Origin of the sequence: Neoroseomonas soli (assembly GCF_018129065.1) — a bacterium.
In the GTDB taxonomy this organism is placed as follows: Bacteria; Pseudomonadota; Alphaproteobacteria; order Acetobacterales; family Acetobacteraceae; genus Neoroseomonas; species Neoroseomonas soli.
The window spans coordinates 25,830-44,084 of record NZ_JAAEDM010000008.1; the positions used below are offsets into that span (position 1 = coordinate 25,830).

General features: G+C 72.4%; 24 protein-coding genes. 22 read left to right on the top strand and 2 right to left on the bottom strand.

From position 1 onward, the window contains the following. Positions 1-5: 5 nt before the first annotated feature. The 14 genes from GXW76_RS05005 (at position 6) to GXW76_RS05070 (ending at position 9,066) form a co-directional block, all read left to right on the top strand. Complete coding sequence (locus GXW76_RS05005; RefSeq protein ID WP_211860893.1) at positions 6-359, top strand: hypothetical protein; 354 nt, start codon at positions 6-8, stop codon at positions 357-359. Then, positions 356-967, top strand: a complete 612-nt coding sequence (locus GXW76_RS05010; RefSeq protein ID WP_211860894.1) for a hypothetical protein — start codon at positions 356-358, stop codon at positions 965-967. The genes GXW76_RS05005 and GXW76_RS05010 overlap by 4 nt, the downstream gene beginning before the upstream one ends. After that, positions 967-1,203 (top strand): phage head-tail joining protein, encoded by a 237-nt coding sequence (locus GXW76_RS05015; RefSeq protein ID WP_211860895.1) that lies wholly within the window; start codon positions 967-969, stop codon positions 1,201-1,203. The genes GXW76_RS05010 and GXW76_RS05015 overlap by 1 nt, the downstream gene beginning before the upstream one ends. After that, positions 1,203-2,687: a phage portal protein gene (locus tag GXW76_RS05020; protein WP_211860896.1), complete on the top strand. Its 1,485-nt coding sequence runs from the start codon at positions 1,203-1,205 to the stop codon at positions 2,685-2,687. Before GXW76_RS05015 ends, GXW76_RS05020 begins: the two co-directional genes overlap by 1 nt. A gap of 49 nt (positions 2,688-2,736) precedes the next feature. Then, positions 2,737-4,824 carry a prohead protease/major capsid protein fusion protein gene (locus tag GXW76_RS05025; protein WP_211860897.1) on the top strand — a complete coding sequence of 696 codons (2,088 nt, stop codon included), beginning with the start codon at positions 2,737-2,739 and terminating at the stop codon, positions 4,822-4,824. A 72-nt stretch (positions 4,825-4,896) separates the two neighbouring features. Next, entirely contained in the window at positions 4,897-5,247 is a 351-nt protein-coding gene (locus GXW76_RS05030) for a DUF2190 family protein (RefSeq protein ID WP_211860898.1), read from the top strand. Next, entirely contained in the window at positions 5,244-5,885 is a 642-nt protein-coding gene (locus GXW76_RS05035) for a structural protein (protein ID WP_211860899.1), read from the top strand. The genes GXW76_RS05030 and GXW76_RS05035 overlap by 4 nt, the downstream gene beginning before the upstream one ends. Then, positions 5,882-6,115 (top strand): hypothetical protein, encoded by a 234-nt coding sequence (locus GXW76_RS05040; RefSeq protein WP_211860900.1) that lies wholly within the window; start codon positions 5,882-5,884, stop codon positions 6,113-6,115. The genes GXW76_RS05035 and GXW76_RS05040 overlap by 4 nt, the downstream gene beginning before the upstream one ends. Further along, complete coding sequence (locus tag GXW76_RS05045; protein WP_211860965.1) at positions 6,078-6,269, top strand: hypothetical protein; 192 nt, start codon at positions 6,078-6,080, stop codon at positions 6,267-6,269. Before GXW76_RS05040 ends, GXW76_RS05045 begins: the two co-directional genes overlap by 38 nt. Beyond that, positions 6,266-6,574 (top strand): head-tail joining protein, encoded by a 309-nt coding sequence (locus GXW76_RS05050; RefSeq protein WP_211860901.1) that lies wholly within the window; start codon positions 6,266-6,268, stop codon positions 6,572-6,574. The genes GXW76_RS05045 and GXW76_RS05050 overlap by 4 nt, the downstream gene beginning before the upstream one ends. Positions 6,575-6,586: 12 nt before the next feature. Further along, positions 6,587-6,907 (top strand): phage holin family protein, encoded by a 321-nt coding sequence (locus GXW76_RS05055; protein ID WP_211860902.1) that lies wholly within the window; start codon positions 6,587-6,589, stop codon positions 6,905-6,907. Beyond that, entirely contained in the window at positions 6,904-7,632 is a 729-nt protein-coding gene (locus GXW76_RS05060; RefSeq protein ID WP_211860903.1) for a DUF6441 family protein, read from the top strand. The genes GXW76_RS05055 and GXW76_RS05060 overlap by 4 nt, the downstream gene beginning before the upstream one ends. After that, positions 7,629-8,075 carry a hypothetical protein gene (locus GXW76_RS05065; protein ID WP_211860904.1) on the top strand — a complete coding sequence of 149 codons (447 nt, stop codon included), beginning with the start codon at positions 7,629-7,631 and terminating at the stop codon, positions 8,073-8,075. Before GXW76_RS05060 ends, GXW76_RS05065 begins: the two co-directional genes overlap by 4 nt. 34 nt (positions 8,076-8,109) lie before the next feature. Beyond that, complete coding sequence (locus GXW76_RS05070; RefSeq protein ID WP_211860905.1) at positions 8,110-9,066, top strand: phage tail tube protein; 957 nt, start codon at positions 8,110-8,112, stop codon at positions 9,064-9,066. Positions 9,067-9,069: 3 nt separating this feature from the next. On the opposite strand, the gene GXW76_RS05075 is transcribed toward GXW76_RS05070, so the two are convergent. Further along, positions 9,070-9,513 carry a hypothetical protein gene (locus GXW76_RS05075; RefSeq protein WP_211860906.1) on the bottom strand — a complete coding sequence of 148 codons (444 nt, stop codon included), beginning with the start codon at positions 9,511-9,513 and terminating at the stop codon, positions 9,070-9,072. Next, positions 9,500-9,766 (bottom strand): type II toxin-antitoxin system Phd/YefM family antitoxin, encoded by a 267-nt coding sequence (locus GXW76_RS05080; RefSeq protein WP_198369754.1) that lies wholly within the window; start codon positions 9,764-9,766, stop codon positions 9,500-9,502. Before GXW76_RS05080 ends, GXW76_RS05075 begins: the two co-directional genes overlap by 14 nt. Positions 9,767-9,820: 54 nt before the next feature. Here GXW76_RS05080 and GXW76_RS05085 point away from each other — a divergent pair, with 54 nt between their 5' ends. From GXW76_RS05085 to GXW76_RS05120, 8 genes are all read left to right on the top strand, one after another. After that, on the top strand, positions 9,821-10,198 hold the full coding sequence (locus GXW76_RS05085) for a hypothetical protein (protein ID WP_211860907.1): 378 nt from the start codon (positions 9,821-9,823) through the stop codon (positions 10,196-10,198). Positions 10,199-10,362: 164 nt separating this feature from the next. Continuing rightward, positions 10,363-10,521, top strand: coding sequence for a hypothetical protein (locus GXW76_RS05090; protein WP_211860908.1), 159 nt, complete (start codon positions 10,363-10,365; stop codon positions 10,519-10,521). Beyond that, positions 10,514-12,688: a tape measure protein gene (locus GXW76_RS05095; RefSeq protein WP_211860909.1), complete on the top strand. Its 2,175-nt coding sequence runs from the start codon at positions 10,514-10,516 to the stop codon at positions 12,686-12,688. The genes GXW76_RS05090 and GXW76_RS05095 overlap by 8 nt, the downstream gene beginning before the upstream one ends. 19 nt (positions 12,689-12,707) lie before the next feature. Beyond that, positions 12,708-13,397, top strand: coding sequence for a hypothetical protein (locus GXW76_RS05100; protein WP_211860910.1), 690 nt, complete (start codon positions 12,708-12,710; stop codon positions 13,395-13,397). After that, a complete protein-coding gene (locus GXW76_RS05105; RefSeq protein WP_211860911.1) occupies positions 13,394-13,972 on the top strand; it encodes a hypothetical protein in 579 nt (192 codons plus the stop codon). The genes GXW76_RS05100 and GXW76_RS05105 overlap by 4 nt, the downstream gene beginning before the upstream one ends. Beyond that, on the top strand, positions 13,972-14,325 hold the full coding sequence (locus GXW76_RS05110) for a DUF6950 family protein (RefSeq protein WP_211860912.1): 354 nt from the start codon (positions 13,972-13,974) through the stop codon (positions 14,323-14,325). Before GXW76_RS05105 ends, GXW76_RS05110 begins: the two co-directional genes overlap by 1 nt. 21 nt (positions 14,326-14,346) lie before the next feature. Beyond that, a complete protein-coding gene (locus GXW76_RS05115; RefSeq protein WP_211860913.1) occupies positions 14,347-16,353 on the top strand; it encodes a phage tail protein in 2,007 nt (668 codons plus the stop codon). Positions 16,354-16,364: 11 nt separating this feature from the next. Continuing rightward, positions 16,365-18,191, top strand: coding sequence for a glycosyl hydrolase family 28-related protein (locus tag GXW76_RS05120; protein ID WP_211860914.1), 1,827 nt, complete (start codon positions 16,365-16,367; stop codon positions 18,189-18,191). The last annotated feature ends 64 nt before the right edge of the window (positions 18,192-18,255 follow it).

An 18,255-nucleotide genomic window follows, 5' to 3' on the forward strand; every position in this document is an offset into this window, starting at 1 on the left:
TCTCCATGACCGTCATCGTCCCGGTGCGCACCAGCATCGCCGCCGGCCAGGCGCTGAGCGGGCCCGTCGCCAGCGTCGGCTACGGCGTCTGCCTGCTGCTGCTGCCCGCCGCCTGGACCGATGCCCCGCTCACCCTGCAGGGCTCGCTCGACGAGGGCGAGCCTGCGGCCTGGACGGATCTCTACGACCATCTCGGCAATGAGGTGGTGCTGACGGTCGCTGCCGGTCGCGCGCTAACCCTTGCGCCGACGCTGCTGCTCGGCTGGCGCTGGCTGCGCCTGCGCTCGGGCCTTACCGCCGCGCCAGTGAACCAGGCGGCGGAACGCCTGATCACCCTCGGCATCCGGCCCCTCGCATGACCGCTCTGTTCCAGCACTACCTGCTGCCGCCGGCGCCGGCGATGCTGCCCTACGTGTCGGGGCGGTTCTACGCCTCGCAGCATGCGCGCGCGGTCGGCGGCGCCGTCGCCATGGCCGCGAGCCGGCTCTACTGCGTGCCCTACGTGCTGGCGCGGCCGGGGCTGTTCTCGGCCATGGCGATCAGCGTGACGACCGGCGCAGCGGGCCTTCTGCGCATGGCCTTGGCTGTCGACGATGGAACGGGGCGTCCCGGGCGCCTCATCGAAGAGCCGACAGCGGACGCCGATACGACTGCGGCCGGCAACGCACTCTGCCCCTTCGCGCAGCCGCGCTGGATCCCGGCCGGCATCTGGTGGCTGCTGCTGTGTTTTTCCGGGGCGCCCTCGGTGCGCGGTACCTCCACCCAGGCCTTCAGCGGTGGCAACGCGCTGCTGCTCGGCTCGGCCGCGGCGGATGGTGGCGCCGGAGGCGGCACCACCGGCAGCGAGAACGGGTTCTTCGCGTCGCTGAGCCACCAGGCCGGTCTGCCGATCATGCCGAACCCGCCGGGCGGGCTGTCCTATCTGGTGAACGCCGCGGCACCCCTGCCGACGCTCAGGGCCGCGTGATGGACCCGGCCGTTCTCGCCTGGGCGCTGGCGCAGCCGGCCGGCAGCCGCGCGGCAGTGCTGGCCGCGGCGTATACGGGTGGCACCACGCGCGTCGCCTTCGACGGCCGCACAGTCGAATACCGCTCGCTGGATGAAATCGGGCGGGCGCTGGCGGTGCTGCACGCGGCGGAGAACAGCGCCGTGCGCCGCCCCAGCGTCACCTTCGCCAGCTTCTCGCGCGAGGGAAGCAGGTGATGGGCCGTCTCCGTGATGCATGGAATGTCCTGCGTGGCTACGCCGCCGCGCAGGACCACCGCGCCTCGGCCTGGGCGCCCTCCGGTGGCAGCGCCAACGCCGAGGTCGGCATGGCCGCGGCGACCGTCGCGCGGCGGGCCCGCGATGCCGTCCGCAACGATCCCTATGCCAGCCGCATCGTCGACCTGTGGACCGGCAACGCCGTCGGTGCCGGCATCACCACCCGCTGGCCCGACGATGCGCACGGCCGGGCGTGGCAGCGCTGGGCGGAGAGCACCGCCTGTGATGCCGAGGGGCGGCTGGATCTCTACGGCCTGCAGGCGCTGGCCATGCGTGCCGTTGTCGAGAGCGGCGAATGCTTCGTCCGCTTCCACATGGTGCAGCCCTCACCGGCGAACCCGATCGGGCTGCGGCTGCAGGTGCTGGAGAGCGACCACCTAGACGCGGCACGGAACGGCATGGTCGACGGCGCCGTGACCATCCAGGGCATCGCCCTCGGCGAGGCCGGCGAGCCGATCGGCTATTGGCTGCACCGCGTGCACCCCGGCGCCGCCTGGATCCTGCCGGGCGCCACCTGGCAGAGCAGCGAGCGGATCCCCGCGTCAGAGGTGCTCCACGTCTATCGCAAGCGCAGGCCCGGCCAGTTGCGCGACGTCTCCTGGCTCGCCCCAGTGCTGCTCCGCCTGCGCGACCTCGGCGACTACGAGGCTGCGCTGCTGATGAAGGCGAAGATCGAGGCGTGCCTTGCCGCGGTCGTCACCGAGGAAGGCGACGAGGCGCTGACCGGCGCCGCCGCCGGCCTGCTCCGCGACGCGCAGGGTCGCGCGGTGGAGAGCTTCGAGCCGGGGATGATCCTCTATCGTCGCGGCATGGGCTCGGTGGAGGTGGTGAACCCGAGTGGGGGAGGATCGCACACCGCCTTCGCCCGCCGTGCGCTCGAGGCGGCGGCTGTGGGCGCGGGCCTGACCTACGACCAGGTCTCGGGCGATCTCACCCAGGCGAACTACTCCTCGCTCCGCGCCGGCAAGATCGAGTTCCGCCGGCTCTGCGAGCAGGTGCAGTACGGCATGCTCATCCCGATGCTGGTGCGGCCCATCGCGGAGCGCTTCCACCAGCAGGGCGCGCTGCTCGGGCTGTGGGGTGCCGACATGCTGGACGGCGTCAGCCACGTCCCGCCGGCGCACGAGATGATCGACCCGCTGAAGGACACCACCGCCCTGATCGCCCAGGTCCGCGCCGGCTTCGTGCCGCAGCCGGAGGCGGCGGGGGCCTTCGGCTACGACTTCCGCGCGGCGGTGGAGATGATCCGCGAGGCCAACGCCCTGCTCGACGAGGCAGGCATTTCCCTCGACACCGATCCGCGCCGGGTTGCGAAGTCCGGCGCGGCGCAGGACGCGGCGCAGCTGGCCGCGATCGAGATCGCAGCGACAGGCGCGGCAGCTCCACTGCGGGAGGCACCCGTGAGCCAGGCGGCGCGGGGCTGAGCGCCGCTCATCCACAGATCATCCCGACCTTTTCCCCAGGGATATCCACATGACTGAGGTTATCGAACCGGGCGGCAGCGATGCCGCGCCGGAGCACGCTGCTGCGCCGGATCGACTTCCCACCGCTGGGCAGTCGATCGTCGCCCAGCGCGCCATCACCACGCCGGCCACCGTCGATCGCGCCGCGCGCACCGTCGAGGTGGTGTGGAGCACCGGCGCGCGCGCCCGCAACTTCGTGCCCGCTCTCGGCCTGATCACCGAGGAGCTGGAGATGTCGCCGAACGCGGTGCGGATGGATGCGCTCCGCTCCGGCCGCGCCCCGGTGCTCGACACGCATCGCCGCGGCGGTGCCAGGGATGTGCTGGGGCGGGTGGTCGCCGCCCGCCTCGAGCGCGGCCGCGGCTATGCCACGCTGCAGTTCTCGGCCGCCGCCGACGTCGAGCCGATCTGGCAGCGCATCGCCGATGGCACGCTGCGGGCGGTGAGCGTCGGCTATCGCGTCCACCGCTACGAGCCGCGGCCCGATGCCGCCACCGGCGAGACCGTCCATCGCGCGGTGGATTGGGAGCCCTTCGAGATCTCCGTCGTGCCGGTCCCGGTGGACCGCGATGCGGCGGTGCGTGGTGAGGCGCCGCAGGGCGCGCCCGCCATCGCAATCGAACCCGCCCTGCCTGACGAGGACACCACCATGCCCGAGACGACGCCGGAGACCCCGGCCGCGCCGGCGCCGTCCGCGCCGCCCGCCACCCCGCCCCAGGAGCCGCCCACCGTGACTACCACGCCCGAGCCCACCCGCGCCGCGCCCGATCTCGATGCCGTGCGCGCGGAAGCCCAGCGCGCGGAGCGCGAGCGCATCGCCGGCATCGATGCCGCGGTCGAGGCGGCCCGCGCGCTGCTGCCGGCCGAGCGCATCACCCCAATCCGTGCCGAGGCCATCGCCCAGGGCTGGACCGGCGACCAGGCCCGTCGCGCCCTGTTCGACGCCTTGGTGACGCAGGGCCCGCGTCCTTCCATCCCCGCCCGCCCCGAAACCGGCCCGGGCCACGACGACCCGGCGCAGATCCTCGACGCCATGGCCGAGGCACTCGCCGCCCGCGCCATGCCGGGCTACCAGCCCCAAGGGGAGAATGGTCGTTCGGGCCGCCACGCCGAGTTCATGGGCTGGCGCCCCTCCGACATGATCGGCGAACTGCTGCGGGCTCGCGGCGAGCGGGCCGTGCCCCGCAACCCGACGCTCCTGGCCGAGCGCGCCTTCCACACCAGCTCGGACTTCCCGCTGCTACTCGCGGCGGCGGCCAACAAGATGCTGCTCGCCGCCTACCAGCCGGCGCAGCCGACCTATCGCCAGATCTTCCTGCGCCGCGACTTCCGCGACTTCAAGCCGCACCGGCACCTGCGCATCGGCGACTTCCCGACCCTGCTGCCCCTCGCCGAGAACGGCGAGATCCAGGTCGGCACCATGTCCGAGAGCCAGGAGATCGTCCTGCTGCAGACCTTCGCGCGGCGTATCCGCGTCACGCGGCCGATGCTGGTCAACGACGACCTCGGCGCGTTCACGGACTTCGCCGCCGCCATCGGCCGGCGCGTCGCCGAGTTCGAGAACGCCACGGCCTACCAGCTGGTGAACAGCGCCAATGGCGACGGCCCGACGCTGACCACCGGCAGCGCGCCCGTGTTCGCCACCGGTGTGGCACGCGCCAACAAGGCCAGCACCGGCACGGTGCTCGACACCTCGACCATCGGCGCTGGTCGCACCGCCATCATGAAGCAGCGCACGCTGGATGGCCTGCCGATCTCCATGGGCCAGACCATGCGGCTGCTGGTCGGGCCGAACCTCGAACTCGCCGCCCGCCAGGCGACGGTGGTGGTGCAGGCGAGCGAAATCGGCAAAGCGAACGTCTTTGCCGGCTTTGTGCAGCCGATCCTCGAGCCGCTGATCCAGGCGAACCGCTGGTACCTGTTCTCCGACCCGGTCGCTGCACCGGTCTATGTCTACGGCTATCTCAATGGGGCGGAGGGGCCGCAGGTGACCACCGGCCCGGTACAGGGCGCGGACGGCGTCGAGGTCAGCGTGATCTTCGACTTCGGCGTCGGCGCCATCGACTGGCGCGGCGCCTGGTTCAACCCGGGCACCTGATCCTTCCCACCACGCAGCAGCTCCGTCGAGGGCGCCCTGCGGGGCGCCTTCGGCGTTTCAGGAGACCCTCTCATGCGCAACTGCATCCGCCCCGACGCGCGCTCCATCCCGATGGTGGTGCCCTATGCCGGCGGGATCTTCTCCGGCCAGGGCATGCTGGTCGGCGCCTTCTTCGGCGTCGCGGCCTCCGACGCCGCGCAGAACGCCAGCGTCGAGTGCGAGACCCGCGGCGAGTTCGAGCTGACCAAGGAGCCCGCGCTCGCCATCAGCCAGGGTGTGCGGGTGTTCTGGGACAATACCAACCGCCGCATCACCACCACCGCGACCGGCAACTTCCAGGTCGGGCTCTGCACCGTCGCCGCACTGGCGGCCGATGCCACGGTGCGGGTGATGCTGGCCCGCGTTCCGGCGAGCGGCGCATGAGCCGCATCGATCCCAAGGCCACACGGGGCTATCGCAACCGCAACCCCGGCAATATCGAGCATGTCCCTGCCAACAAATGGCAGGGGCTCGCCGAACCGCCCTCGGACGGGCGCTTCTGCCGGTTCGTCAGCCACGAGCATGGCATCCGCGCCCTGGCCGCCCTGCTCACCACCTACCACGACCGCCATGGCCTGCGCACGGTACGGCGGATCATCGACCGTTGGGCACCACCCCGGGAGAACGACACCGGCGCCTATGTCGCGGTGGTGGCGGGGCGCGTGGGGGTCGGCGCCGACGATCCGGTCGACCTGCACCGGCACGACCAGCTCCGCCCCATGGTCGAGGCCATCATCGCCCATGAATGCGCCGGGCTCGCCTATCCGGCCGGCGTCATCGACCGCGCCCTGACCCTGGCTGGCGTGCCGCCGCCCGCTCCGGCGACGCTGCGGCAGGTCGCCACCACCACCGGCACCGGCCGTGGAGCCATGGCCGTCGGTGTGGCCGGCATGGCGACCGTCGCCGCCCAGGCGGCACCCGCCATCCAGGCGCTCGGCGGCCTGGCGCCGATGGTCGCCATCGCGGTGATCCTCGCCGCCATCCTCGGCGTTCTGCTCTGGCGCCTGCGGCAGCCCGCATGACCGCGCTGTTCGCCGCCCTGTGGTCCCGCATGGGCGGCTGGGTCGCGGCCGCCCTCGCGGGCGCCGGCGCGGTGCTCGCCCTGCTGGCCGTCGGCCGACGGCGGGGTCGCGCCGAGGCGGAACAGCAGGCAGCACGCGATGCCCTGCAGGCAAGGGAGAGAGCCGATGCGGCATCTGCCGAGTATCGCGCTGATGGCGCTGCTGACCGCCTGCGCTCCGGTCGGTTCTGAGCCGGCCTGCTTCGCGCTGGTGCCGTATTCCCCTGCTGTGCAGGTTCAGGCCGCGGAGGAACTGACGGCGCTGCCCACTGGATCGGTCCTGGCGCGCATGATCGACGACTATGGCGATCTGCGCGCCCGCATCCGCGGAGCCTGCGGGCGATGAGCGCCTTCGCCGACGCGATGGGGGCGCTGGTCGCCGATGCGAACCTTGGGGTCGACGCCGTCTATCAGCAGGGCGGCACGGGAGCGCCAGTCAGTATCCGCGTCCTGCGCTCCTCGCCCGACCGTGTCGCCGACGCCTTCGGTACCGAGATCCTTGCCGCGACTGACATCCTTTCAGTCGCCATCGCCGCCCTGCCCGACGTCGCCGCCGGCGACAGCTTCGGCCTTGGCCCGGATCTGCTCACCGTCAGCCACGCCGAGCGCGACGCCTCCGGCACCGCCTGGCGCGTGCTCTGCCAGCGATAGGAGCCCCACCCCATGCCGCAGAATGCTCTCACCCTGCTGGAGATCCTGCGCGACCTGCTGCTCGGCGCCGCGGCCGGCCTCGCCGGCGGGTTCGTGCGCTGGAACAACCCGGAGCGCCGCCGCTTCGGCTGGTGCCTCGCCTGGGAGGTGCCCTCCGCCGCGCTGGTCGGCAGCGCAGGTTATGCCCTCGGCGGCTTCCTCGAGTTCAATGAGTACGGCCGGTTCCTCTTTGCCTTCGTGTTCGGCTACCTCGGTCAGGCTGCGCTGCATGACCTGGCCGTGGCGATCATCCGCCATCGCACCGGCCTGCCGCCCGGCAGCGGCACCCCGTGAGGCTCGCCGCCCGCATCGTCGGCGATCTGCGCCAGGTCCTTGCGGCCGAGGTCCGTGCCGGCGAGCGCGCGGCGATGACGGCGATCCGCGCCGAGACCGAGCAGGTCAAGCAGGAGCTGCGGCGGCAGGTCACCAGCAGCTTCGGCGGCAATGCGCGGGGGATCGCCCATGCCTGGCGCTCGCAGGTGTTTCCGCGCTCGGGGCAGTCGCTCCGCCCCGCCGGGCTCGTCTGGACCAAGGTGCCCAACGTCATCGACGCCTTCGAGCGCGGCGCACTGATCCGCGCCAAGGGCGGGCGAAAGTTCCTGGCGATCCCGACCGGCTTCAATGCGGCACGGGGACGCAGGGGTCGCGGCGAGAAGGGCCTGCGGGTGACGCCGATGCAGATGGTCGCCTCCGGCCAGGCATTCCTACGGCCGTTCCAGTCGGGACGGGGCTTCCTGTGGTGCCTACCGCTGCGGCAGGGCGAGCAGGCCGGCCGGCGTCGGCGGACGCGCCTCGTCGCCGGCGGCCTCACCGAGATCGGCACCGGCAATCGCAAGGGCCGCGAGGCCTGGGCGCGCGGCATGCTCGCCCGCGGCATGGTGCCGATGTTCCTGCTCCTGCCGCAGGTGAAGCTCGCCAAGCGGCTGGACGTGAAGGGTGCGGCGGAGCGCGGCCTGCGCCGGCTGCCGGGGCGCTTCGTCGCGGCCTGGGAGCGCGAGAGCGGGAGGGCGGCGCCATGAGCGTGCGGGAGGCTGCCATCGCGGCGCTGCACGGCCAGCTCACCACAGCCTTGGCCGGCAGGAATCCAGCGCCGCTGCTCCTGCGCGGCGAGACCTTGCCGCAGCGCCTGCCGCCGGGCGGGCTGGTCGTCATCCGCGACGGCGAGACGGTCGAGGAGACGGCGATCCTGTCGCCGCTCGCCTGGGCGATCGAGCATCGCGCCGAGGTCGAGGTCACCGTCGCCGGTGCGACGCCAGCAGCAAGGAACGCTCAGCTTGACGCCCTGCTGGTGGCGATCGCCGCCGCGATCACCGCCGACCGCACCCTCGGCGGCGCGGTGGAATGGGCGCAGCCCGGTGCGCCCGGCTTCGAGGACGTCGAGTTCGAGGGTGGCGCCGCGGCCCGCGCTGCCTCGGTCCCTGTCACGCTGTTCTTCACTGTCGCCGGCTCACCGCTGGCCTGACGCTTCCTCCTCTCGCTGATCCCGGAGATCCCCGATGCCCCGTGCCATCGGCGCCAATTGCCGTCTGCTCATGATCCCCGAGGCGACCTACGGCACCGCGCCCGCGGGGGACTGGCTGCGCATGCCGTTCCTGTCCTGCGACCTTGGCGCCGAGCAGCCACTGCTCGATGCTGACGTCATCGGCGTCGGCAGCAGCCGCGATCCGGCCGCCCCCTTCCTCGACACCGTCACCGTGCAGGGTCAGGCGGTTGTGCCGGTCGACCTCAACAACATCGGCCACTGGCTGCGCCTGCTGCTCGGTGCGCCGACCACCACCGGCACCAGCCCGAACTTCATCCACAGCTTTGGCTCGGGCGCCGCCGCACTGCCGTCCAACAGCATCGAGATCGGCTACCCCGACGTGCCGAACTACGACCTCTGCACCGGGGTGCGGGCCGACACGCTGGAGATCGATTTCTCGCCCACCGGCCCTGCCACCGCGACCTTCGGGTTGATGGGGCAGGGCTCGACGCGCGGTGCCGCGAGCGCGGGCGGCACGCCGACCAGCGCCGCCTACACCGCCTTCAACAAGGCGCAGGGGGCGGTCACCCGCAACGGCTCCGCGCTCGCCCAGGTGACGGGCGCACGGCTGACCTACGCCAACGGCATGGAGATGGTGCGCACCATCCGCGCCGATCGAAAGGTGGAGGGCGTGGATCCCGGCATTGCGCGCGCCACCGGCCAGATCACCGCGCGCTTCGCGGACACCACACTGCTCACCCAGGCGCAGGACAACGCGCCGGCGGAGTTCGCCTTCAGCTATGCGATTGACGCCAATCGCAGCCTGACCTTCACGCTGCACGAGGTCTACCTGGCGCTCGCCAAGACGCCGGTCGAAGGGCCGGGAGGGGTCGAGGCGAGCTTCGAGTTCCGCGCGACCTTCAATGCGACGGCGACGCGCATGATGACGGCCGTGCTCAAGAACCAACAGGCCGCAGCCGGATACGCGTGACGGCTATTCCGTGCGCCGGATCGTTCGCGCACCTTTCCGGGCGCGCCACGCCGCAAAGGCCTGCCGGATCGTCGCCATCAGCGCATGCGGCAGGCTACCATAGACGAAATCATTCTCGCCGGTGTCCGGGCGACGGAGATCCGGCCCCGGCCAGGCAAAGACGTTCGCCTCTGTCACCACCACCCAGCACGGCTCCGATTGCAGCCCGAGCCGCGCTCGGGTGGCAGCTGGGATCTCGACACCGGCTCCGTCCTCGACGGGCGCCGTCGAGGTGATGGGGAACACCACCACTTCGTCACGACCGTTCTCGCCGCGCAGCAGGGCGACCACGGCCGCCGGCCGATCCTTGCTGCCCTCTTCGCGACCGGCCGCGTGCTCGTGGCTCCACAGATACGCGTAACGGATCACATCGCCGATAACCGGCAGCGTCGGCTTATCGGACCTCATGATCGAACCGCTTGCTCTCCTCCGGCGGTTCGGCCTTCAGGATCGCCTCGGCCAGATCCTGCGGCATGTCCTCGCTGCGCATCACCTCGCGGTCGCGGCGCTTGAGGCGCTCATATTCCTCGATGGAGAGCAGCACGGTGCGCGGCCGCCCGTTCCGGGTGATGGCGACCGGCTGGGTGAGAGCCTTGTCCTGATAGAGGCCGAAGTTCCGCTGCGCCTCGGCCGCCGGGACCTTGAGCATGGGCTCGGTCATCGGGGAGCTCCTTGGTTTCTGCAAAATACATAACCCATGGAGGGGTAAATTTCCATGCTCACCCTCGACCTGCCGGCCGAGCCGTACTGGCTCGACCTCCCCCGCGGCGTGCGCGTCGAGATCCGGCCCGTGACCACGGCGGTCATGGCCGCCGCGCAGGCCGCCGCCGCGCGTCGCGTCGCCGCAACTCGCATCGCCGACCCGGACCTCGACCCCGACATGTCGCGCGGCCTGTCCTTCGCCTTCCTGGTCAAGGCGCTCGCCCGCCACGCCGTCACCGCCTGGGAGGGCGTCGGCGACAGTGCGGGCAAGCCGCTGCCGCTGTCACCCGAAGCGGTCGAGCGCCTGATGGACCTCGACGACATCGCCGCTGCCTTCTGGGACCGCGCCACCGCCCCCGTCGCTGCGGTGGCCGCCGAGGGAAACGGCTGAGGGCCCGCGCCGCCTGGCACTTCGGCCGCGGGCCCGACTACTGCCGCGGCTGCGCCGCCCTGGCGCGCGACTGCGCCGACGCCTGCCCCTACGCAGCCCACGCCCCCACCAGCCTCGAAGGCCACGCCTGTTGGGCCGCCGGCATCGCCTGCGCCGAGGCGACGATGTCCGGCCTGACGCTCGATACCGCCGGCGCGCTCGCCGCCGCGCGCGAGATGGGCGCGGCAGGCTGGGCCAGCGCCGAGTTGCTGCTCGCCATCCGCATCGGCATGGCCGAGGGCGCCGCCGTTCACCGAGACGGGGAGGGAAAGCCGAATGGCTGATGCCACCCGCCGCGTCTCGGTCCGCCTCTCGCTGGACGATGCTGCCCGGGTCAAGGCCGGGCTGCGCGAGGTCGGCGAGACCGGCCAGCGCTCCCTCGACCAGATCAAGGGCGGCGCCGAACGCGCCTCTCGTTCCCTCGACCTGCTGGACGTCGCCGTCCGCGGGATCCAGATCGCCGGCGCGGCGGTGGCCGCGCGCGCCCTGGTCCAGGCCGGCGACGCGCTCACCCAGAGCCTGTCCCGGCTGCAGAACGCGACAGGCTCGGTCGAGCGCGCCGGCCAGGTATACGAGGCGCTCTACCGCAACGCGCTCTCCACCGGCGTCGCGGTGTCGGAGAGCGTCGACGCCTTCCAGCGCTTCTCGATCGCCGCGCGCGAGATCGGCGCCACCTCCGATCAGGTGGTCCGCCTCGTCGGCGGCCTGCAGCGCGTCGCCATCGTCTCCGGCGCGTCGACCCAGGAGATCTCCTCCGCCACGCTGCAACTCGCCCAGGCGCTGGCCTCCGGCGTGCTGCAGGGCGACGAGCTGCGCTCCATCCTCGAGGCCATGCCGCTGCTGGCCGAGGGGCTGGCCAAGGAACTCGGCGTCTCCATCGGCGAGCTCCGCAAGCTCGGCTCCGAGGGCAAGCTCACCGCCGAGCGGGTCTTTCCGGCGCTGCTGCGCGCCACCGAGCGCCTCGGTGCCGAGCTCGACCGCGCCCCGCTCTCCCTTGGGCGGGCCTTCGGGCAGCTGACGGCGGCGACTGAGAATTTTCTGGGCCAGCTCGACCGCGCCATCGGCCTGTCCAACGCCCTGGCCCGTGCGCTCTCGGCTGCCGCCCGCGCGGTGGACGGCGTCCGCCAGGGCGCCGGCATGCTCAGCGAGGAGGAACGCTTCGCCGGCATGCGCCGCCAGGCCGAGGCGCTGGCCGCCCAGATCGCCCGGCTGGAGAGCGCGAATGACGGCCGGCCCAGCCTCACCGCGCCGGTCCGCCGCGGCAGCATCCGCCCGGGCTTGGTCGGCACTGCCGAGCAGCAGGCCGGGGTCGACCGTGCCGCCCGGCTGGAGGAGTTGCGCCGGCAATACACGGAGCTCCAGGCCGAGATCACCCGCGGCGAGCAGGCCGCCGGCGAGCGCCAGCGGACGGAGCAGGAGACCGCCGCCAATGCCGCGGCCGAGGCTCGGCGCCGCCGCGCCACGCAGGACGTCCAGGACCTCACCCGCGACCTCGACGACCGCTTCCGGATCAATCGGGAGTACGAGGAGCGCGTCCGCCGGCTCCGGGAGGCCGAGGCGGCCGGCGGGGTCACCGCCGCCGAGCGCACCCGCCTTGAGACCCTCGCACTTCAGGAGCGCGACGAGGCGCTGCGGCGCCTTGAGCCCCGCGTCGCCGCGGTCCGCCGCGCCAGCACCGAGGGTGCCAGGGAGGCCCGCGAGGCCGAGCGGGAGCTGAACGAGCTGCAGCGCGAGCGCGAGCGGCTGATCCAGCAGAACGAGACCGCCTATGAACGCTACCAGCGCCGCCTCGCCACCTTGTCCAGCCTGGTGGAGCGCGCCGAACGGGCCGGCCGGGCGGTCCCCGACGAGACCATCCAGCGCGAGGCGGTCGCGGCGATGGAGGAGCTGGAACGGGCGGAGCGCCGTGTCGAGGAGGGGGCGTCCCGCACCTCGGACGTGGTGCGCGAGTTGGGGCTGACCTTCTCCAGCGCTTTCGAGGACGCCATCGTCAAAGGCGAGAAGTTCTCCTCGGTGTTGGAGGGGCTGCTGCAGGACATCACCCGCATCCTCGCCCGCAAGGTCATCACCGAGCCGCTGGGCAATGCCGTCACGGCGGGTCTGTCGGGCATCTCCTTCGACAGCCTGTTCACCGATGTCGGCTCCTGGCTCGGCGGGCTGTTCCGCGCCGAGGGCGGACCGGTCGCTGCTGGCCAGCCCTACATCGTCGGCGAGCGTGGGCCGGAATGGTTCGTCCCACGCCAGGCCGGGACCGTGCTGCCGAATGGGATCGCTCCGGGCGGGGCCGGCCCGACCATCCACACCAGCATCACGATCGACGCCCGCGGCGCCGATGCCGGCGTCGAGGCGCGGCTGCGGCTGCTGGCGGGGCAGATCGCGCGCCAGGCCTCGGCGATGACGCTGGACGCGATCCGCCGCGGCGGCGCGGCCTACGACACGGTCCGCGGGTAGCAGGGAGGAAAAGGGCGCCATGACCGAATACGCCTGGCCCGCCTCGCTGCGGCCGTCGCGGCTGAGCTTCTACCTGCAGCACAACACGCTGCGCTTCGTCTCGCCGGTCAGCCGCGCCACCCAGGTGCTGCGGCGCGATGGCGCGCGCTGGATCGCCGAGGCCAGCTTCGATCCGCTCAACCGCACCCAGGCGGGCGTGCTGGAGGGGCTGCTCGCCGCGCTCGCCGGCTCCGCCAACACCGTCCGCATCTGGGACTGGCGGCGCGAGTACCGCACCGGCGATCCCCGGAGCCAGGGGGAGGTCCCGAGCGGACCGTATTCCTTCTCGGACGCGACGATCTTCACCGATGGGACGGGGCTGGTGGTGGGCAGCGGCACGCCGTCACTGGCCGCGGGCGCCACCCGCGGGGCGCTGGCCATCCAGACGCAGGGCTGGTGGCCCAACGCTATCGCGGTCGGCGCCGGCGATCATATCGGCCTCGCCGGCCGGCTCTACATGGCGACCGAGACGGTCACTGCCTCCGGCACCGGCACCGCCACCATCCCGATCGCTCCGCCGCTGCGCGCCGCGGCCCCGCTCGCCGAGCCGCTGGTGCTGACCACGCCGACCGTCGCCATGCGCCTCGCCTCCGATGACGAGGGGATGAACCCGACCCGGCCGGGGCGCTTCACCGCCATCACCATCCGCCTGGAGGAGGTGCTGCCATGACCGACGGCGTCACCGCCACGCCGCGCCTGTCGCCCCAGGCCGCGGCGGCGGCGACCGCACCGGTCGCCACCCCTGTCGTCCTGGTCGAGCTCGACTTCGCGTCGGGCCCCATCCGCGCCTGGACCGGGCTCGGGCCGCTCCATTGGGCCGGGACAGTCTACGAGGGCATGGGCACCATCGGCGCCGTCTCCGACATCGAGGAGACCGCGGAACTCAGGGCGGTGCGCATCACGCTCACCCTCTCGCCGGTGCCGCAGGAGGTGGTGGACATCGCCCTCGCCGAGCAATCCTTCCGGCTGCGCCCGGCGCGGCTGTGGGGCGCGCTGCTCGATGCCGAGGGCGCCTTCGTCGCCGATCCGTTTCCGCTCTGGGCCGGGCTGATGGACACCATGCAGGTGGTCGACGGCGCCGAGCCACGCATCTCGCTCACCTGCGAAAGCCGGCTGGTCGACCTCGAGCGCGCCGAGGTGCGGCGCTACACCGACGCGGACCAGCAGGCCGAGTATCCGGGGGATCGCTTCTTCGAGTTCGTCCCCGCCCTGCAGGAGGCGGAGATCCGGCTGCCAGCCAACTGATGGCCCGGCTGCCGGATTGGCACGCGCGGCTGGCAGCGCTGCTGGCTGCGACCGCGACGCGTCCCTTCGAGGCCCATCGCTGGAACTGCGGGCGGTTTGCCTTGGCCGCAGTGCGCGCCAGCACGGGTCGGATTCCTGCCTGGCGTAGCCTGCCCTCGCTGGAGGCTACGGCCGACAGCGCCGGCTTTCCGCGCATCCCACCCGTCTTCGCGCGCGCAGGGGACGTCGTCCTCGCCGGTGATCCGCCCCGCCTCGGCGTGGTGGTGGATGGCGGCCGTGCTGCCTTCGTCGGCCCCCGCGGCCTGGTCCGTGCCCCGCTCACCACCTGCACCATCGCCTGGCGCATCGACTGACGCCTCGGAGGACCGCGCCCGATGCCTGCCGCTGTCCCCCTCATCGCCGTCGCCGCGGCCGGCATCGCCTCCGCCGCGGTCGGCGGCGGCATCATCGGCGCGGTGGTCGGCGCCGGCGCCGCCTTCATCGTCTCGGCCATCGGCCAGTCAGTCTTTCCGCAGAAGCAGAAAAGGCAGGCGAGCCTCAGCCCGCAGGCGGCTGCGATCGCCGGCTTCGACGCCGGCCAGCCCGGCGCCGGCCGCACCCAGGCCTTCCGCCAGCCGGTCACCGAGCACCAGATCGTCCTCGGCCGCTGCAAGGTGTCGGGGCCGATCGTCTTCCTGCACTCGGCGACCGACGATGAGGGCCGCGTGGATGGCTACTTCTACTCGGTGGTGGTGCTCGCCGCGCACCGGGTGCGCGCCATTGGCGAGGTGTTCCTCGGCGACAAGCTGGAGAGCGACGGCTCCCTCGCCGGCCTGGTCCGCATCGATCGGCATCTCGGCGGCCCCGACCAGACGGCCAACGCTAACCTGATCGCCGAGACCGGCGACCAGTGGACCAGCGCGCATCGCGGCCGCGGCCGCGCCTATATCGCCGTCCGGCTGAAACTCACCGCCGAGGCCTTCCCCGCCGGCCCGCCCAACATCGCCGCCATCGTTGAGGGCGCGGACACCATCCTGGACCCGCGCACCGGCGTGGTGGGCTGGTCCGACAACCCGGCCCTGCTGCTTGCCTGGTACCTCACCGCGCCCTTCGGCTGGCGGGCCGCCTGGGCCGATATCGACATCCCCGCCCTGATGGCGGCGGCCAACATCTGCGACGAGCTGGTCGGCACCCGGGCCGGGATCTACGAGCGCCGCTACACCGCCAACGGCGTGCTGTCCCTCGCCGAGGGCAAGATCGCCATCACCCGCAAGCTCGCCGCCGCCATGGCCGGGGCATTGGTCGTGAGTGGGGGGCGGTTCTTCATCCACGCCGGGGCGCCGGCGTTGCCGGCGGCCACCCTGACCTCCGACGACCTCCGCGGCGACGTCACCATCCAGGGCGCGCGGCCGCGGCGGGATCTCTTCAACGGGGTGAGGGCGGTCTATGTCGAGCCGGCCGCCAACTGGCAGCCGACCGATGCGCCGCCGCTGCTCGCCAGCAACTACGTCGCCCAGGATGGCGGCGAGATGATCTATCGCGACCTCGAATTCCCGCTCACCACCTCGGTCAGCACGGTGCAGCGGCTGATGAAGGTCGAGCTGGAGCGCAACCGCCGCCAGCGCACCGTGGCCTTCCCCGCCAACCTCTCCGCGCTGCGGCTCAGGCCCTGGGAGGCAGCGACGGTCGCCCTCGACCGGCTGACGCCCTTCCCGGCGCGGGTCACCGCCTGGTCGCTCGCCGCCGAGGGCGGTGTGGATCTCACCCTGGAGGAGGAGGACGCCGCGGTGTGGGACTGGAACCCGGCGGTGGATGAGCGCGCGACAGGGAGCAATCCCGCCGTGGTGCTGCCGAACCCGGGCGTCATCGCAGCCCCCGCCAGCATCGCGGTGGAGACGCCGCAGGCGACGGCCTTCGCCGTGCTCTCCCTGTCCTGGGCGGCGGTCGGCTCCTCCCATCTCGCCGGCTACCAGGTCGAGTTCCTGCCGGCCTCGGTGGCGGCCTGGCAGGGCTATGGCGGCTCGTTGGGCGCTACCGCGGCCGCCATCCCCACCGCCGAGCCGACCGGCTTCCGGGTGCGCGCGGTGGCGCGCAGCGGCGCCGTGTCGGGCTGGCGGCAGGCCCTCGTCCCGGCCGCCGTGGCGGCGCCGACGGCGACGGGGATTGCCGGCGGCGTGCGGCTGTCGGGTGGCTTGCCGCCCGAGGCCGTGCGGCTGCAGGTGTTCGAGGCCAGCAGCGACAGCCTGGCCGCCGCCGTGAAGCTGCCCACCGAGCCGACCAGCCTCTTCTGGGACCGCACCGGCCTCACTGCCGGCGACACCCGCTGGTACTGGCTTCGCGCCGTCTCGGCCGAGGGCAACGTCTCGGCCTTGGCCGGCCCGGTCTCCGCCACTGCCCTCTGATCGGAGGCCCCATGCCCGCTCGCATTGACGACCTGCTGGTGCTCGACACCGCGGTCAGTAAGACCGATCTCGCCAAGTATCTGCGCGACCGCGAGACCGTACTGCCCTCCGACTTCGGCGCGCTGGGCGATGGCGTCGCCGACGACCGCGCCGCCATCCAGACGGCCTTCGATCGCGCCGCGGTCGACCAGAAGTTCGCGGTCATCCCGCCCGGCACCTGGAACGTCTCCGCCGGTGTGGTCCTCGGCGGCGGCGCCCGTGGCCTCATCATGCATGGCGTCATCCGCTACACCGGTACCGCCCCGGCGACCGTGCTGACGCTCGGTGACGGCGGCACCACCCGCAACGGCGAGAAGCACTATGCCGGGCTGCAGGTCGTCCGGCAGACCCAGTCCGACTGGCTCGATGAGGCCGACATCGGCATCCTGGTGCGCAACATCGACGCCTCGGTGGTCGAGCTGCGCTTGGTTTCGGGCTTCACCATCGGCCTGCGCACGTTGGGCGACGGCCGCGGCGTCGAGGACAGCACCTTCCATCTCGGCCGCATCCTCAACAACCGCATCGGCCTCGACATCCGCTGCGCCACCGCGACCGCCTGGAACACGTCTGTCCGCTACTATGGCGGCCACTTCGCGGTGGCGACGGGGATCAATCCCTCGATCGACCGCTTTGGGATCCGGCTGTCCAAGGCGGATGGTGCCTATTCCAACCACAACCGGCACGTCTTCGATGCGCCGAACTTCGAGCTGCGCCAGCTCGATCCCAACGTCGCCATCCCGTTCCTCAACGAGACCAGCGGCTCGGCGATCATCGGCCGGGCACTGCGCATGGAGGCCTGCTCGCCGATCGTCGCCCGGCACACCGCCGCGGCGCAGGACTGCGAGTACGAGGTCGCCTGGTCCAACACCTACCAGGTCGGCGTCGACTACACCGCGACCGCGACCCGCTGCGGCAACACCGTGCTCAACCGGCATCGGGCGCCAGCGTCGCGGCATCTACGCCTGCTGGGATCCGTGCCCAATGTGCGGGCCCAGGCCTTCCGCCACAGCGCGACGGAGATCGGTGTCGAGGGGCTGGCGGTGGTCGCCACCTCCACGACCTCGGCCACGACGCTGGCCGGGCTGTCCTTCAATGGCCTGGACGATATCACGCCGACCGCGCGCGGGCTGCTGCTCGCGGCGCAGCGGGGGTTGGCCTTCGTGGTGGAGTGCTCCCAGGCGAAGGAATTCGCGCTGGTCCATTCCCTCGTCGGCGGTGCCGATGGCGGGCGGATCTTCGTGCGCTGCTTCGATGCGGCGATGAACGTGCGCGAGAACGTCGCCGGCGACGCGCTGGCGTCGATCACCACGCTGCTGTGGAACGTCCCGTCCAAGGCGTGGACCGGCGGTGCCGCCATGGCCGACGCCTCGCTGAACAAGCGCATGACGGTGCGGCTCGGCGCCGGGGTCGCCTTCGCGCAGATCGGCATCGTGGGCTTCGACGGGCAGATCGAGGTTGAGGCGCTGCGCCTGTACGGGCTGCCCGAGGCGGCGCCGGCGCTGCTCTGTGGCGCGCCGGCCCTGCCGGTGGGCCAGCGGGAGTTTGCGGCGGAGGTGGCGTGGGACCTGCCGAGCCTGGCGCCAGGGGCGACCGGCCTGCTCGACGTCACCGTCACCGGCGCGCGGCAGGGGGATCTTGCCCATGCGGCGCTGATATCCTCGACGCGTTTCATCGAGCTCGACGCCGCGGCCTGGTCCAGCAACACCGTGCGCGTCATGGCCAGGAACATCTCACCGGCCACCTTCGATCTCGGCTCCGCGACGCTGTCTGTGCAGGTGAGGAAGCGAAGGTTGCCGTGAGCCGGATGGCGGGTGCGGCACCCATCGCCTCCGCACCCGCCTCCAACCATGCGGCCGGCCCTAT